This window comes from Campylobacter fetus subsp. fetus, assembly GCF_900475935.1.
GTDB classification, from domain to species: Bacteria; Campylobacterota; Campylobacteria; order Campylobacterales; family Campylobacteraceae; genus Campylobacter; species Campylobacter fetus.
In genome coordinates, this window is sequence record NZ_LS483431.1 from 1,358,635 (window position 1) to 1,373,636 (window position 15,002).

The following is a 15,002-nucleotide window of genomic DNA, read 5'->3' on the forward strand; positions in this document are numbered from 1 at the left end:
TTAGACGCTTTTTTAAATTCAAAACTCATCGGCAACACCTATCTCAAAATATATAAATCCCAACTCTTTTAAAATATTTCTATCATACTGATTTCGCCCATCAAATATAGTAGGAGTTTTAAGGCGATTTTTCATCTCTATAAAATCAGGAGATCTAAACTCACTCCACTCAGTCAGCAAAGCCAAACAATCAGCTCCGTTTAGCGCGTCGTATTTGTTTGGAGCATAAATCACATCCAAATCTTTAAAATAAATTTTAGCTTCAGCGTAAGCTTTTGGATCAAAAACTTGTACTTTAGCTCCGTTTTTTATAAGCAAATTTATAATAGTTATAGAAGTCGCTTCTCTCATATCATCGGTATTTGGTTTAAACGCAAGCCCCCAAATCGCTATAGTTTTACCTTTTAAATTACCGTTAAAATATGCATTTATCTTATCAAAAATCACTCTTTTTTGAGCTTTGTTTCTATCTTCCACAGCTTTTAAAACTAGCGGATCTATACCGTTTTGTTTAGCGGTGTAGATAAGTGCTTCAACGTCTTTTGGAAAACAGCTTCCGCCATAACCGCATCCAGGATAGATAAAACTATACCCTATACGAGAGTCGCTTCCGATTCCGCGCCTAACCATATTTATATCGGCTCCGACTTTTTCGCAGATTGTAGCCATCTCGTTTATAAAACTTATTTTGGTAGCAAGCATAGAGTTTGCGGCGTATTTCGTCATCTCAGCACTTTTTACGTCCATCTCTATAAGACGATTATGATTTTTCATAAACGGCGCGTAAAGCTCTCTTAAGGCGTTAAATCCAAACTCGCTACTAGCTCCTACCACAACACGATCAGGCTTTAAAAAATCCTCAACGGCAGCTCCTTCTTTTAGAAACTCAGGATTGCTAACTACTTCAAATTTGATCTCCACGCCTCTATTTTGCTGCTCTTTTGATATAACTTCGCTTACTTTATGTGCTGTTCCTACTGGAACAGTGCTTTTATCGACCACGACAAGGGGATGCTGCATATGTTCGCCTATGCTTTTTGCAACTTGTAAAACATATCTTAAATCTGCTTGTCCATCTCCGCCCATAGGCGTACCGACTGCTATAAAAACAACATTAGCAAAGCTTAAAGCTTCTTTGATATCCGTGCTAAATCTTAAATTTTGCTTCTCATAATACTCGATTACTATCTCTTTAAGACCTGGTTCGTAAATAGGGATAATACCTTGTTTTAGATTTTGTATTTTTTCTTCTGCGACGTCTATACAAATAACATCATTACCCATCTTCGCAAAACAAGCTCCACTGACTAACCCAACATATCCTGTGCCTACTACTGCTATTTTCATTTGAGTTTCTTCTCCCACTCTAAAGCTGAGCTGATGATGAGCTCCAAACTCTCGCGAGTCGGTTTCCAACTAGTTTTATTTCTAAGCTTGCTTGCGTCTGATATAAGCATAGCTGGATCTCCTTCGCGGCGTGGGGCATTTAATACTTTAAAATCCACTCCGCCAACTTTTTTAGCCGTTTGAACGACTTCTTTTACGCTAAATCCTCTACCATAGCCCACGTTAAATATATCACTATCATTTGTTTTTAGATATTCAAGTACGGCCAAATGAGCATTTGCAAGATCTTCTATATGGATATAATCTCTTACACAAGTTCCATCTTTTGTAGCGTAATCACTCCCAAAAATACTCATACTTTCTCTTTTTCCAGTAATCGTTTGAGTGGCTACTTTGATAAGATGAGTCGCGTTTGGATAATTTTGACCGATAAGCCCGTCCGTGCTTGCTCCAGCTACGTTAAAATAACGCAAAATGCCAAATTTAAAATCCCTGTTTGCAAGCGCGGCGTCTTTTAAGATCCACTCAGTCATGAGCTTGCTTCTACCGTATGGATTGATCGGATTTTGCTCGCTTGTTTCATCGACTACGCCGCTACTAGGCTCCCCATAAGTAGCAGCAGTCGAGCTAAATATAAACTTACTCACACCGTGTTCAACAGCTAAATTTATTAAATTTGCGGCGTTTGCCGTGTTATTTAGATAATATTTCAGTGGTTTTACCATACTTTCAAACACTTCTATATATGCTGCAAAATGTATGATTGCTTCAAAATTACGCCCTCTAAAAATCTCCCTAAGGCTAGAAGTGTCTTCTAAAGAGCATTTTATAAACTCGAATTTTCCAACTTTTTCAAGCGTTACTAACGCCTCTTTACTTCCTGTGTAGAAATTATCTATGACAGTTATGTTATGCCCACCCTCTTCTAACAGAGATTTTAAAACGTGAGAGCCGATATATCCAGCTCCTCCGGTTATCAAGATATTCATTTTTCGCCTTCGTTTTACTTTAAATCTTAGTGATTATTATAGCTAGTTTAGACTTAAATAGCCTAAAATAATTCACGTTTTAAAATTTTGCTTGTGGCGTTTTCTAGCGTTTTTAACTCATTATTTAAATTTGAAATTTCACCCTCACAAAACTCAATGGCTTTAACGATTTTTTCTTGAGCCTCAAGCGGCGGAAGTGATAAAGTTAAATTAGAAATTCTTTCAATTGATGCTCTATTTTGTCTAGAAAATCCAAATTTAGCACCAACTTCAAAAAGAGCAAATTCTAAAATTTTTGCTTTATGTGATTTACTTCTTAAAACTCCGCAATGATCAGTCGGATAAAAAGGTTCATTTGCTTTTACAAATCCTGTCATCCAATCTCCATCAATTCCCCATAAAACACTATCAAGACTAAAATCTTTTATTAAATCTTTATTTATTTTTCCAAAAGGTTCTTTAACATTTGCACTAAATACATTTATGCCATCTTGCGTTAAATCTTTATCTAAAACACGCTTACCGATTTTTAATATAAAATCTTTATTTGTTAATTTTACGCTTTCCCACTCGCTTAAGCCATAATTTTGCGGTGATGGTAAATCGTTTAAAATTTGAGCTAAATTTTGCTCATACCCCCCCCTATCTCTAAACTAGCATCGGTGATTACACAACTTTTAATTAAAATTTCTTTAATCAAGCTTTTATACTCTTCAATACTCATTCTAATAGTTTTAAATTTCTCTTCTACCTCTTCGCACTCTTTAACGATTTTTTCTTGAGCCTCAAGCGGCGGAAGCGGAATTTTAATATTTGAAAATTTACTTTTATTTATAATTGGAACTGTTGTATTGTGTGTCTGCTGAATTAATAATTGTTTAAAAAAATTAGTATCAAACAAATAAAATAAAAATTCACTTATATAATTATTATTTGGCAATAATGCATTAATTTGCTGATTAAAAATTCCACTTTTTTCAATCATCCCAACTCTTCCAATTGTTCCAATGCAACTAACTAAGATAGATTTTTTGGGTAAAGCTCTCTGACTTTCATATCCAAGTTTTGAGACCATAACTTCAGATGAATTAACATTTCTACCATTAATTAAATCCGCTGGTCTATAAAAAGGAAAATCAGAACCATAAAATTCTTTTTTTTGTGTGCTTGGTGTTGAACCTGTTAAAATTTCGCAAATTTCTCCAAGTTTTACAAGCTTAAATTTAGACCCTTCAAAAGGATTTAAATTTACGCCATTTTTGCTACTTGCAATATTTAAATTTATGGCTTTATTAAATTTCGCACTCGTAAAATCAAGGCATTTTAACAGCGGCGTGGTAAAGGCAAATTCGCTTAAATTCGCAGGAATTTGTAAATTTTGGCTAAAACTAACATATGGATCTTTTGATTTTTGTTTTTCAAAGTCATCATTTAAGATAAAAGCACGTCTTACTAAAAAGCAAAGTTTTTCAGGATTATCTAAATTTTCACGCTCGAAAAGCGGCGAAAAATAGGGCGTTTGTAGCTCTTTTAGCCCTTCGCTTCCTTTGCGATTGCTCCACTCATAGCCTAAAAATTTGCTTTGAGCTTTGTTTTCGCTCGGGCTTTTTATGATGAGAGTTTTTGTATCTTTTAATAAGCTAAAAAAGAGAATTTTCTCTTTTTCTAAATTTAGACAAAAGTTCAAAAATTCTTTTTGCTCTAAAGCTTCTTTTTCATTGCTATCTTTATAGCGTTTAGATTTTTTTAAATTTGATAGCGCGGATGAGTTTTTAAATTCGTTTAAATACTCTTTAAAAATATCGTGGCTATAAATTTCTCCATAACCACCGCTTAAAAACTCTCTAAACTCATCTTTTTTATAACCCATAAATTCGCAATACGCTAGCAAGCCCTCAAGCAAATAAAGATTAGAAAAATCTAGCGAGCTTTCTATATTTTCTTTTAAGTTTTCATAACTTTGAGAATTAAAGCCATTTACATAAGTTTGCTTTTTACTTAAAAATAAAATTACGGTATTTGTACCAGTAGCGCCAAAGGTATTTGAACCAAACTCGGTTATAGAGATGATGTCAAAATTTCTTAAAATTATCTCTCTAGTTTTTTCATAAACGCCGTCTTTATTTAAAATGCTTGAAGGCAAGATAATAGCAACCTTTGAATTGCTTTTTAAAAGTCTGTTTGCACGTTCAATAAAAAAACACTCGATAGCATTTGAACTTTCTAAATTTATATAGTTAAAAAGTTCGTATTTTTCGCATTCGTTTTTTGATAAAGTCTGCAAAAAACCTTTTACACTATAAGGTGGATTTGCTATAAGCAAGTCAAAATCACGCTCCTTAAATTTGCTCTCATCAAGAGCGTCTGCATAAGAAATTTTAACACCACTTTGCCCATACATAGCAGCACTTACTTTTGCGACTTTACTTAGGCGATATTCTTTTTCTATGCCATAAATGTTTGAGTTTATAGCTTCAGAATCATTACTTATACTTTTAGCTATATTTGCATACGTATTTAGAAAATGTCCCGCACCACAAGCATAGTCAATCACCTTTGGAATACCATTATCAAAAAGCATTTTAAGCGGTAAAGAATGCACTATAAACTCGCAAATTTGAATAGGCGTAAAAAACTGCCCCTCATCTTGCTTCATACCTTTTTGCAAAAATAACTCAAAAAGATTGCCTAAAAGCTGGTTGGTTTTATTTTGAGTTAATCTTAGGTTTTCAAAAAGCTTAATAATGGCTTTTAAAACTTGTGCGTTTTGCTCAAAAAGAGTTTTGTTATGTACTTCAATAAAGCTAAAATCGCTATGAGAGTAAAATTTTAGCATACGGATAAATTCGTTTATCTGGTTTTTTAGTGTTTGAGTTTTGATTTTGTTTCGTTTAAAGTCGCTAAACTGCTCATCTATTTGTTCATCGCTTACATATGTGATTTCTTCGTTTAAATACTCTTTCATAGCATCTTTATAAAGCTTCATCAAACGCTCTTGCATCGCTTCAAAGCTGTCAGCCGTAACGCCACGGTAACAAAATTGTAAGTTTTCTTTATTGTGCGTTTCATCGTAAATTTTACATAAAAACAGATTTACAAGTTTATCAAAGGCGTTTTCCTTACCGCTTATGTTGTATTTACGCAAAATCGTGGCAAAATCGTGATATTTGCCATCTTCATAGCTTTTGCCATCTTCGTTTTGGCTAGTAAGCTCTACTAAATCATCAAAACAAAGTGCGCTTTTACCAACTTCATAAGGATTTATATTTATCTCAAAAATTCCAACTTGTGAGTAATCGCCTTTGTAAATTTCACTCCAAACTTTAAAAATCTCTTCGGCACTTGTGGCTGTTTGGTAACTTTTGGCAAAGCCTTGACTTTGTAAGTAGATTTCATTGTCGTTAAAATTTAAAATATAATTTTCAAATTTAAGCTCATTGTCTTTAAAATCGCTTGTATAAAGTGCTAGAAACTTTGCACTACGCTCTTGTTGATGATAGCTGATTAACTGGCTAGGCTCATTTTGCATTCTATTCCACTCTTTGCTAAATTCACTTCCGGCGGTTTTACACTCAATTATTAAATATGGCAAATTGCTTTCATCTTTTACTAAAATATCAGCTTTGCCGCTTTTGGCATCTCGCCCAAGCTGCCAACGCGGTTCAAGCTCTAAATTTGCAGGCTTATAGCCTTTTTCAAGCAGACGATTTACGCACTCTAAAACGACTAAATTTTCAGTATGAGAAAAGTTGCAAGTAGTCTCATCGCCTTTTTTTATCTCTAGTGGATAGATTATTTTAAAATTTTTAAAATCTACTTTTATGACTGCGTCGTTTGCATAAGTTTTGCTAAAAATATCGCCGTTTTGTTTAAATTCTAAAAGTTTTAGTACTTGGGCTAAATTCTCTTTTGTTACCATTTTTTACCTTATTATTTTAACTTCACATATAAGTTAAGTAGGCATTGAGCCAAAGATGAGATTTTTATCTTTTTAAACTCACCAATCCCTCTTCTTGCTCTCCAGCTTTTCATCCATATATTCCCAGCCTTTTATACACCACTCAAGCTCAGCTGAATCTTTAGAATATCTATCAGTGCATTCCCATTTTCCTTGCCCTAATTGTCTATAAATTGAGCCTTCTCTATGATATTTTCTCTCAAAAGCGTTACTCGCTTCGTTTATAGGCCATGCGCCGGCGCTTATAACAAATACTACAGCTAAAAAACATACTTTTTTCATATTTTATCCTTTATTTTGTTAAATTATTATCGCTTTTAACACGTAAAAATACGGGAAATCTAGGCCTAGCGTATTTAGTTAAATTTTGATATTTATAAGTAATGATAGTGCCGACTTTTGGCGGATTTGCTCTTTGCTCATCACTAAAACCAGAACCTATCTTAAACTCTATGTTACTAAAAATATCAACACAAATCAGCGAACCTAAAAGTCCTTCAAATTTACCTTTACCGTTTTGCAGTTTGACGACTTTACACTCACTATCTTTAAACTTTTTGAGCTTTAAAATTTCGCCGCTTCTACCATTTTTATAAGGTGCGTTTTCATTTCTTACGACTATGCCCTCGCCACCACCTCTAACGACCTCATCTAAAAACGCAAAAGCGTCTTCGTTTGAGTCTATTTTTATCTGCTCTATTACCCGTATAAACTCATTTGAATTTTGACTTAAAAACTCACGCAGCACTTCTAGTCTATCGCGCAAATTTCCCTTAGCGTTTGGCACATCAAATATCATAAATTTGATATTTTCCCAACCTTTATCATCAAAAGAACTAATCACGGAGCCGATAAACTCAAACTCGCCTCGTCCGCTCCAAAGCTCACCGTCTATAGCGAAATTCGGAAAATCTTTTAGCCACCATTTTGGAGCTTTGATGATCTTAGCATTTCTGCTTTTCAAACTCTTGCCATCCCAGATAGCTCTCACGCCATCATACTTTTCGCTCATTAACCAACCGCTTAAATTTTCATCATTATACTCTTTTAATAGCATAACTTCGGCTTTTAAAATTAAAAAAGCGATTAATAATAGAGCTAAAAACTTCAAATTTTTACTTTATAATAGTCCATATACCACTGCACGAATCTTGCAACTCCATCATTTACGCTAGTATTTGGTTTATAGTTAAAATCCTCTACTAGATCGCTCACATCGGCGTAAGTCGAAGGAACATCACCTGCTTGAAGCGGCATAAGATTTTTTTTAATTTCACGTCCTAGTTTTATCTCGATCGCCTTTATATAGTCCATTAGCTCGACTGGAGAGTTATTTCCGATATTATAAATTTTATAAGGCGCGTTTGAAGTAGCTGGATCAGGATGGCTTGCATCCCACGCTAAATTCGCAATAGCCGGGTTATCCACGCATTTTATTACGCCTTTTACGATATCAGCTACGTAAGTGAAGTCTCTTTTCATCTTTCCATAGTTATAAACATCGATAGCTTTGCCCTCTAAGGCAGCTTTGGTAAATAAAAACAGAGCCATATCAGGACGTCCCCACTCGCCATAAACGGTAAAAAATCTTAGTCCGGTCGTGCTAAGTCCAAAAAGATGGCTATAAGTGTGCGCCATAAGTTCGTTTGATTTCTTGCTCGCGGCGTACAAACTGATGGGATGATTTACACTCTCGTGAGTGGAAAACGGCATTTTTTCATTTAGCCCATAAACCGAACTTGAGCTTGCATATACGAGGTTTTTCACACCATAATTACGACAACATTCAAGAATATTTGTAAAACCTAAAATATTGCTATTTATATAGGCGTGCGGATTGATGAGAGAGTAGCGAACTCCTGCTTGCGCGGCTAAATTTACTATGCAGTCAAACGAGCCGTTTTCAAAAAGCTTTTGCATAGTTTTAAGATCGCTTAAATCGGCTTTTATGAAGCTTAAATTTGGATAAATACTGGATCTAACTGCTATGTTTTCTTCTATATTTTCACGTTTTATACCAAGCTCGTTTAGCCTTGCGTATTTTAAATTTATATCGTAATAATCATTTATACAGTCAAATCCGACCACTTCATCGCCACGCTTTGCAAGCTCACGGCTTAGATGAAATCCTATAAATCCGGCTGTTCCAGTAACTAAAATTTTCATAAAATGCCTTTAAATTCGTTTGATTTTATAAGATAAACATCTGCCGAAGTCTATTTTAGCGAACTCTTTGTGTGCCACAGCTAAGATCACGCAGTCGTGTCCGCTTAAATTTAAACTCTCTAAAAGCTCTACGCCGTACTCTTTTTTCACATCGTTTGCGTCCGCCCAAGGATCATAAACATCTACGTTACAACCAAACTCTTTGAGCTCTTTTATCACGTCAATAACTCTTGAATTGCGGATATCGGGGCAGTTTTCTTTAAAAGTGATTCCAAGCACTAAAACCTTAGCACCATTTACTTTTAATCCGTTTTTTATCATCATTTTAACAGACTGATTTGCATGGTAAATTCCCATATTATCATTTATTCTTCGTCCTGCTAAAATGATCTCTGGGTGATAGCCGATCTCTTCGGCTTTATGCGTAAGATAGTATGGATCTACACCGATGCAGTGGCCTCCCACGAGTCCTGGGCGGAAATTTAAAAAGTTCCACTTAGTCGCGGCCGCGTCAAGCACTTCGTTGGTATCTATCTTCATCTTGTCAAATATCATCAATAGCTCATTTACAAAGGCGATATTTATGTCGCGCTGCGTATTTTCTATGACTTTTGCGGCTTCGGCTACTTTTATACTACTAGCTTTATAAACTCCTGCTTTAATGATCTTGCTATAAACGTCTTCTACTGTTTTAAGGGCTGCAGAACTACTTGCGGAGATGATTTTTTTGATTTTCGTGACCGTGTGCTCTTTATCACCCGGATTTATACGCTCAGGGCTGTATCCGCACTCAAAATCCACACCGAATTTCAGCCCGCTAGTTTCAAGCACAGGCACGCATTCATCTTCTGTGACACCCGGATAAACTGTACTTTCATACACTACTATATCGCCCTTTTTAAGCACTTTGGCTAAACTCGCGCTTGATTTATAAAGCGGAGTAAGATCAGGACGATTATTTTTATCGATCGGAGTTGGAACCGTAACTATGTAAAAGTTGCACTCTTTTATATCGTCCAAATTTACGCTAAATTTCATACCGTTTTTTAGCACTTTAGCCATCTGTTCTTCATCTAATTCAAGAGTTCTATCGATACCGTTTTTTAGCTCGTTTATTCTTTTTTCATTAAGGTCAAATCCTACAACGCTAAAAGCGTCGCTAAATGCCGCAGCTAAAGGCATTCCGACGTATCCAAGACCGATAATCCCTATTTTTATATCTCTCATCGCGAACCTTTTTTAAATTTAGAAAATTATACACCAAAATATCATAAGCTATCTTTAAGTCTATCTAATTCATCGTCTATAAATTTAGAAAACACAGGCGTATAGCTCATGTCTGTTTTTTTCTCTTTTAAATAATCGCTCATCTGAGATAAATAATTAGCATAATCATCTTTAGTTAGTTTTCCGCGCAGCAACTCATATTTTAAAAACAACCAGTATGTATTTAGCGTATCAGACTCGCAATATTCATTTATTTTGTCTAATTTTTCCTCATAAAACATGTCAATAACCTGATCTCCATGCACGTCGTATTTTCCAGGGAGATTTAAAGAGGCGCAAAGAGTATCTAATTTTAGTCCACTAACAGCTCTAAAATCGCTGATATGATCAAGCAAATCAAGATGAAAAATGCCATCATATCTGCTTCTGTAATTTGTCCATTTATCCTTCCCGTTTTCTTTATCGCTTGTACTAAAATACGGCTCGGCTTGAAGATTGTACCGCATAGCACGCACCATCAGCATAGGAAGATCAAAACCGCGACCGTTGAAACTTACCAAACGAGGATTATGCTCGTTTATAAAGTTTATAAATTTAGTTATTTTCTCCTCTTCATTTTTACCTTGCATCGTAGAAACTCGTAAAAATCTACCAAATTTATCCGCCATAACAGCCGATATAGCAACGACTTCATGAAAACAAACAGGCAAAAACTCGCTTCCGCTTTTTTCTAATTGAGTTTTAAAAGCCTCTTTTGCTACTTCTATATCACTTCCTTCGTAGCCAAAAACACGTCTTAAAGTATCGCTATCTGGTACGGTCTCGCAATCAAACACGCATATATATTCACTTCTTGCCATTTTACCTACTTTTTAGAATATTTTTTATACAATCATACCAAAAAACAATGGAAAAATAGTTGAAAATAGCCATCATAAAACTCTCCAGCCTTGGCGATATAGTACATGCAACCGTAGTTTTGCAATTTATAAAAAAATATTGCGAAGCAGCCGAAATTTCGTGGTTTGCAGATGAAAAATTCGGCTCTATTTTAGACTCGCATCCTGATATAAAAGAAGTTATAAAACTTCCTTTAAAAGATAAAAAATTTGTAAAAACTTACAAAATTTTATCTAAATTTAGAAATAAATTTGATATCATCATCGACCTTCAAGGACTTATAAAATCAGCTATCGTCGGGCGAATTTTAGGAAAAAATTTGGTAGGATTTGATAAGTTTAGCGCAAAAGAGCCACTTTGCAGCATGTTTTATAATGCAAAAATCAACTGCGATTATAATGAAAATATAATAATTAGAAATTTAACTCTAGCCAGCAAAGCCCTTAATTTTAAATTTACAACAAGCCAAATAGATAATAAAATACCATGCTTTAAAGTAAACGACGATAATTTTGATTTTTTAGATAAAAACAGTAAAAATCTACTAATAGCACCTTTTGCAAGCGAAAAAAGCAAACGCTACGACAAATTTAAAACGGTGATAAACGGATTAAAAAAGTATAATATCTTTATAAGTTTTGGCTCAGAAAAAGAAAAGGCTGAAGCATTAGATCTTACAAAAAATACTCACGCCAAACTACTTCCTGCACTTAGTTTAAATCGTATGATAAATCTTATAAACAAAGTCGATTTAGTCATAGGAAACGATAGCGGTATAACTCACATTGCGTGGGCGCAAAATAGAGCTTCTATAACTATTTTCGGAAATCGCCCAAGCAAACGAAACGCTTATAAAACAGATAAAAATATAGTACTAGACACAGGAAAAAAGATAGATGCAAAATGCATTGATAAAAGTGATTTTTGCGTATGTGATATAGATCCGAATTTAGTTATAAAAGAGGCAAAAAGGCTGATTGATGAGTGATATAATTTATCTGTTTTTATATAAATTTTTTAAATTTGTAGTAACTTACACACCACAATCATTGCAAAGTCCGTTTTTTACGGCACTTGCGTATATTTTTTATAAATTCGATAAAAAACATACAAACATCATGAGAGTAAATTTAAAAATGTGTTTTCCGGAATTTACAGGGCAAAAAATAGAAAAAATTATAAAAGCAACGTACAGAAATTTCGGCTATTTCGGAGCTGATTTTTTACGAAATCAAGATAGCACAAAAGAAAATATACTAAATAAAGTTAGTTTCAAAAATGAAGATATATTGCTAGACGCGCTAGACACAAAACGCCCTATCATAGTACAAACAGCGCATTATGGAAACTGGGAGCTTTTCAGTCTTGCGATGGCAGCAAAGTTTGGTAGTGTTTCTATAGTCGGCAGAAACCTTGATAGCAGTGTTATGGATCAAATTTTAAGCAAAAATAGAACAAAATTTGACATAGAGCTTATACCAAAAGACGGCGGCGCTAGAGATATTCTTAAAGCTCTTAAAAATAGGCGTCTGCTTGGAATTTTAGTAGATCAAAATACAGCCAAAAAAGATGGAGTTCAGTGTGAGTTTTTCGGCAAAAAGATCATGCACACCCCAGCTGCTAGTATATTTGCTAACAAAACAGGAGCCATCATCATTCCTGCTTTTATAAAACGTATTTCAAGGGATAAAAACGAAATTTGCTTTTTTAAAGAGATTTTAGCTGAAAATTATGAAGGGGATAAGCTTCAAAAAGCGACTCAAGCTCAAAGCGATGCTACTGAACAGATGATAAAAGAAAAACCGGACGAATACTTTTGGATGCATAAAAAATTTAAACATTTTTATGAGGAAATTTACAAATGATAAGCTTTGTAGTGCTGACTTACAATAGTAAAAAATACATAAAAGAAGTGCTATCAAGCATATCTTGGGCCGATGAAGTCGTAGTGGTAGATAGCGGCTCAAACGATGAAACTTTAAGTATTTGTTCTGAATTTAAAAACGTTAAAATCACTCACCAAAAATGGCTTGGATTTAGTGCACAAAAACAGCTCGGTGTTGATTTATCAAAAAACGAATGGGTATTTGTGCTTGATAGCGATGAAGTTGTTACCAACGAGCTTAAAAACGAAATTACCAACGAGCTTAAAAATCATAAATTTAAAGTATACAAAGTTGCTAGACTAAACTATTTTTTTGGTAAGCCGATTAGAAAAATGGGACTTTATCCAGACTATACGATAAGATTTTTCAATAAAAATTATGCTAAATTTGACGGTAGAAGAGTGCATGAAAGCGTGATTACCAACTCAAAAATAGGAGTACTAAAAAATCACTTCATCCACCATGCCTATGAGAGCGTGGAGCAGTTTATAAATAAACAAAATAGCTATTCAAGCCTAAATAAAAAATCAAATAAAATAAAAGCCGTACTTAATCCTTGCTGGACGTTTTTTAAATTATATATTTTAAAAGGCGGTTTTTTAGAGGGCTGGAATGGCTTTGTCATCGCAAAACTTTATAGCGAATATACATTTTGGAAGTATATAAAATGAAAATTTTAGTAATGAAATTTAGAAATATCGGCGATGTCTTACTCACGACTCCTTTGTTAGAAAATTTAAAACACTATTATCCGGATTCAAAGATACATTTTGCTTTAAATAAAGGCTGCGAGGCGATGATAGAAGGCAATCCAAATATAGATAAAATACATATTTACGATAGAAATGAAATAAAAAAGAAAAATGCTTTTAGGCGTATTTATCTTGAGTATAAATTTGCAAAATCTCTAAAAAATGAGAAATTCGATATCGTTATCCAAACTACAAAAGGAGACCGAGGTCTCATCATAGCTAAATTTTGCTGTGCAAAAACAGTCGTATCATACTTAGCTAAAAATCGTATTTTTAATAAATTTATAACTCACAAAATAAAAGAACAAGGATCTACGCATACGGTACTAGCGAATTTGGACGCACTCAAAGCTTTAGGATATGAGCCAAAAAACGCTAGAGTTAAAATCTATTTTGATGACTATTCACAAGATTCTAAATTTAAAAATATACCAAATAGATTTATTCATATTCATCCTATGAGCAGATGGCTTTTTAAATGTATAGATGATGAAACTTTGGCTAAAATCATAGATTTTTGTGAACTAAATTTAAATCACAAAGTAGTATTAACCTGTGATAAAAACCCGGTCGAACTTGAAAAAATACAAAATATACTTAAGAACTGCAGTGCAAAACCGGTACTATTTTTAGGAAATTTAAATTTAAAAGAAGTAGCGTTTTTAAGCTCAAAATCGGAACTATTTATAGGAGTAGATACTGCGATCATGCATATAGCAGCGGCAAATAATGTGCCTTGCATAGCGTTTTTTGGACCTAGCGGGGCATTTCATTGGGGACCTTGGGATAACTCTTGTCTAAAAAGCGGATATACGCAAAAAAACGGTATTCAAACAATGGGCAAACACAAAGTTATTCAAAAAAACCTATATTGCGTTCCTTGCGGAAAAGATGGTTGTAATGGCTCAAAAAGGAGCGATTGTCTTATAAATTTAGATTTAAATTTAATAAAAAACAGCATATCTCAATTCTTCAAAGCCGAGTAAAAACTTCCTAAAATATCATTTTGATATATGAATAGCGTCTTTTTTAACCACTTATAATCTTTTTTAACTGCAACTCTTTTTATATATTTTAAATTATTGTCAGGTTTATTTATACCTCGTTTTGTGGTATAAAATATCTCATAACCGATCTCTTTTGCAGCTTGTAATCTGCTTTTATCATATTGCCCGCGCGGCCAACAAAGATGGGCGTCATCAAATCCTAAACGATCTTTTATGATCTTTTTACAAGCAAAAATATCATCTTCAAATCTTAAATTTCCAAAATAAGCATCATCGTGTCCATTAGTATGAGAGTGAAAATCAAAAACATCTTTCATTTTTTCCACCTCGTCCCAGTTTAAAAACAAACCAGCAGTATCGCTGATAATTTTTTGTTTTGCTTCTTTATGCGATAACGGTCTAAACTCAGCTTTTCTAAGTGCATTTTGCTCACTTGCTTTTTCTATCCAGCTAGTCACTAAAAACAGAGTCGCATTTAAACCGTACTTTTTCAAAATAGGATAAGCGTAGTAATAATTATCTCGCCAACCATCATCAAAAGTTATAAAAATACTCTTTTTAGGTAGTTTAAGCTCACCTTTTTTAAATTTCAAAAACTCATCTGAACTTAAAGTTTTATAACCATTTTGACTAAGAAACCTCATTTGAGACTCAAATTCATTAAGACTGCTAGCGATAAATCCTGATTTTGGCAAAACATGATGATACATAAGAACGGTTATACTCATATCTAATCTTTTTATAATAAAAAAAATAGTATTCTTACAAAA

General features: G+C 34.0%; 14 protein-coding genes. 4 read left to right on the forward strand and 10 right to left on the reverse strand.

Annotated elements, in window-relative coordinates:
* Positions 1 to 18: 18 nt before the first annotated feature.
* From DQN38_RS06770 to DQN38_RS06805, 9 genes are all read right to left on the reverse strand, one after another.
* Positions 19 to 1,347, reverse strand: a complete 1,329-nt coding sequence (locus DQN38_RS06770) for a UDP-glucose dehydrogenase family protein (RefSeq protein WP_038453992.1) — start codon at positions 1,345 to 1,347, stop codon at positions 19 to 21.
* Positions 1,344 to 2,336 carry a UDP-glucose 4-epimerase GalE gene (gene galE / locus DQN38_RS06775; protein ID WP_111738227.1) on the reverse strand — a complete coding sequence of 331 codons (993 nt, stop codon included), beginning with the start codon at positions 2,334 to 2,336 and terminating at the stop codon, positions 1,344 to 1,346. The genes DQN38_RS06770 and galE overlap by 4 nt, the downstream gene beginning before the upstream one ends.
* Before the next feature lie 62 nt (positions 2,337 to 2,398).
* Entirely contained in the window at positions 2,399 to 2,950 is a 552-nt protein-coding gene (locus DQN38_RS09015) for a restriction endonuclease subunit S (RefSeq protein ID WP_181913236.1), read from the reverse strand.
* A 5-nt stretch (positions 2,951 to 2,955) separates the two neighbouring features.
* Positions 2,956 to 6,255: an N-6 DNA methylase gene (locus tag DQN38_RS06780; RefSeq protein ID WP_197711709.1), complete on the reverse strand. Its 3,300-nt coding sequence runs from the start codon at positions 6,253 to 6,255 to the stop codon at positions 2,956 to 2,958.
* Positions 6,256 to 6,333: 78 nt separating this feature from the next.
* Positions 6,334 to 6,576, reverse strand: coding sequence for a hypothetical protein (locus tag DQN38_RS06785; RefSeq protein WP_002850252.1), 243 nt, complete (start codon positions 6,574 to 6,576; stop codon positions 6,334 to 6,336).
* A gap of 10 nt (positions 6,577 to 6,586) precedes the next feature.
* Positions 6,587 to 7,405, reverse strand: a complete 819-nt coding sequence (locus tag DQN38_RS06790; protein WP_081303752.1) for a DNA ligase — start codon at positions 7,403 to 7,405, stop codon at positions 6,587 to 6,589.
* Positions 7,402 to 8,460, reverse strand: a complete 1,059-nt coding sequence (locus DQN38_RS06795; RefSeq protein ID WP_065843812.1) for an NAD-dependent epimerase — start codon at positions 8,458 to 8,460, stop codon at positions 7,402 to 7,404. Before DQN38_RS06795 ends, DQN38_RS06790 begins: the two co-directional genes overlap by 4 nt.
* A 9-nt stretch (positions 8,461 to 8,469) precedes the next feature.
* On the reverse strand, positions 8,470 to 9,687 hold the full coding sequence (locus DQN38_RS06800; protein WP_011732189.1) for a nucleotide sugar dehydrogenase: 1,218 nt from the start codon (positions 9,685 to 9,687) through the stop codon (positions 8,470 to 8,472).
* A gap of 41 nt (positions 9,688 to 9,728) precedes the next feature.
* Positions 9,729 to 10,547, reverse strand: coding sequence for a 3'-5' exonuclease (locus DQN38_RS06805; protein ID WP_065843813.1), 819 nt, complete (start codon positions 10,545 to 10,547; stop codon positions 9,729 to 9,731).
* A gap of 59 nt (positions 10,548 to 10,606) precedes the next feature.
* Between DQN38_RS06805 and waaC the strand changes: the two genes are divergently transcribed.
* Genes waaC through rfaQ form a run of 4 tightly spaced genes read left to right on the forward strand, consistent with a single transcriptional unit; the run spans position 10,607 to position 14,211 of the window.
* Entirely contained in the window at positions 10,607 to 11,575 is a 969-nt protein-coding gene (gene waaC, locus DQN38_RS06810; protein ID WP_002850263.1) for a lipopolysaccharide heptosyltransferase I, read from the forward strand.
* On the forward strand, positions 11,568 to 12,452 hold the full coding sequence (locus tag DQN38_RS06815) for a lipid A biosynthesis lauroyl acyltransferase (RefSeq protein ID WP_002850265.1): 885 nt from the start codon (positions 11,568 to 11,570) through the stop codon (positions 12,450 to 12,452). The genes waaC and DQN38_RS06815 overlap by 8 nt, the downstream gene beginning before the upstream one ends.
* On the forward strand, positions 12,449 to 13,144 hold the full coding sequence (locus DQN38_RS06820) for a glycosyltransferase family 2 protein (RefSeq protein ID WP_065843814.1): 696 nt from the start codon (positions 12,449 to 12,451) through the stop codon (positions 13,142 to 13,144). The genes DQN38_RS06815 and DQN38_RS06820 overlap by 4 nt, the downstream gene beginning before the upstream one ends.
* Positions 13,141 to 14,211, forward strand: coding sequence for a putative lipopolysaccharide heptosyltransferase III (gene rfaQ / locus DQN38_RS06825; RefSeq protein WP_002850269.1), 1,071 nt, complete (start codon positions 13,141 to 13,143; stop codon positions 14,209 to 14,211). The genes DQN38_RS06820 and rfaQ overlap by 4 nt, the downstream gene beginning before the upstream one ends.
* Here the strand turns inward: rfaQ and DQN38_RS06830 are convergent.
* Positions 14,190 to 14,960, reverse strand: coding sequence for a polysaccharide deacetylase family protein (locus tag DQN38_RS06830; protein ID WP_002850271.1), 771 nt, complete (start codon positions 14,958 to 14,960; stop codon positions 14,190 to 14,192). The two genes, rfaQ and DQN38_RS06830, sit on opposite strands and share 22 nt — an antisense overlap.
* Positions 14,961 to 15,002: the final 42 nt, after the last annotated feature.

Bases quoted from the DNA above. Each gene is read 5' to 3' on its own strand.
- DQN38_RS06800 (WP_011732189.1), bottom strand. From the start codon at position 9,687: ATGAGAGATATAAAAATAGGGATTATCGGTCTTGGATACGTCGGAATG.
- DQN38_RS06770 (WP_038453992.1), bottom strand. From the start codon at position 1,347: ATGAAAATAGCAGTAGTAGGCACAGGATATGTTGGGTTAGTCAGTGGA.
- galE (WP_111738227.1), bottom strand. From the start codon at position 2,336: ATGAATATCTTGATAACCGGAGGAGCTGGATATATCGGCTCTCACGTT.
- DQN38_RS06805 (WP_065843813.1), bottom strand. From the start codon at position 10,547: ATGGCAAGAAGTGAATATATATGCGTGTTTGATTGCGAGACCGTACCA.
- DQN38_RS06795 (WP_065843812.1), bottom strand. From the start codon at position 8,460: ATGAAAATTTTAGTTACTGGAACAGCCGGATTTATAGGATTTCATCTA.
- DQN38_RS06780 (WP_197711709.1), bottom strand. From the start codon at position 6,255: ATGGTAACAAAAGAGAATTTAGCCCAAGTACTAAAACTTTTAGAATTT.
- DQN38_RS06830 (WP_002850271.1), bottom strand. From the start codon at position 14,960: ATGAGTATAACCGTTCTTATGTATCATCATGTTTTGCCAAAATCAGGA.
- DQN38_RS06815 (WP_002850265.1), top strand. From the start codon at position 11,568: ATGAGTGATATAATTTATCTGTTTTTATATAAATTTTTTAAATTTGTA.
- rfaQ (WP_002850269.1), top strand. From the start codon at position 13,141: ATGAAAATTTTAGTAATGAAATTTAGAAATATCGGCGATGTCTTACTC.
- DQN38_RS06785 (WP_002850252.1), bottom strand. From the start codon at position 6,576: ATGAAAAAAGTATGTTTTTTAGCTGTAGTATTTGTTATAAGCGCCGGC.
- DQN38_RS06820 (WP_065843814.1), top strand. From the start codon at position 12,449: ATGATAAGCTTTGTAGTGCTGACTTACAATAGTAAAAAATACATAAAA.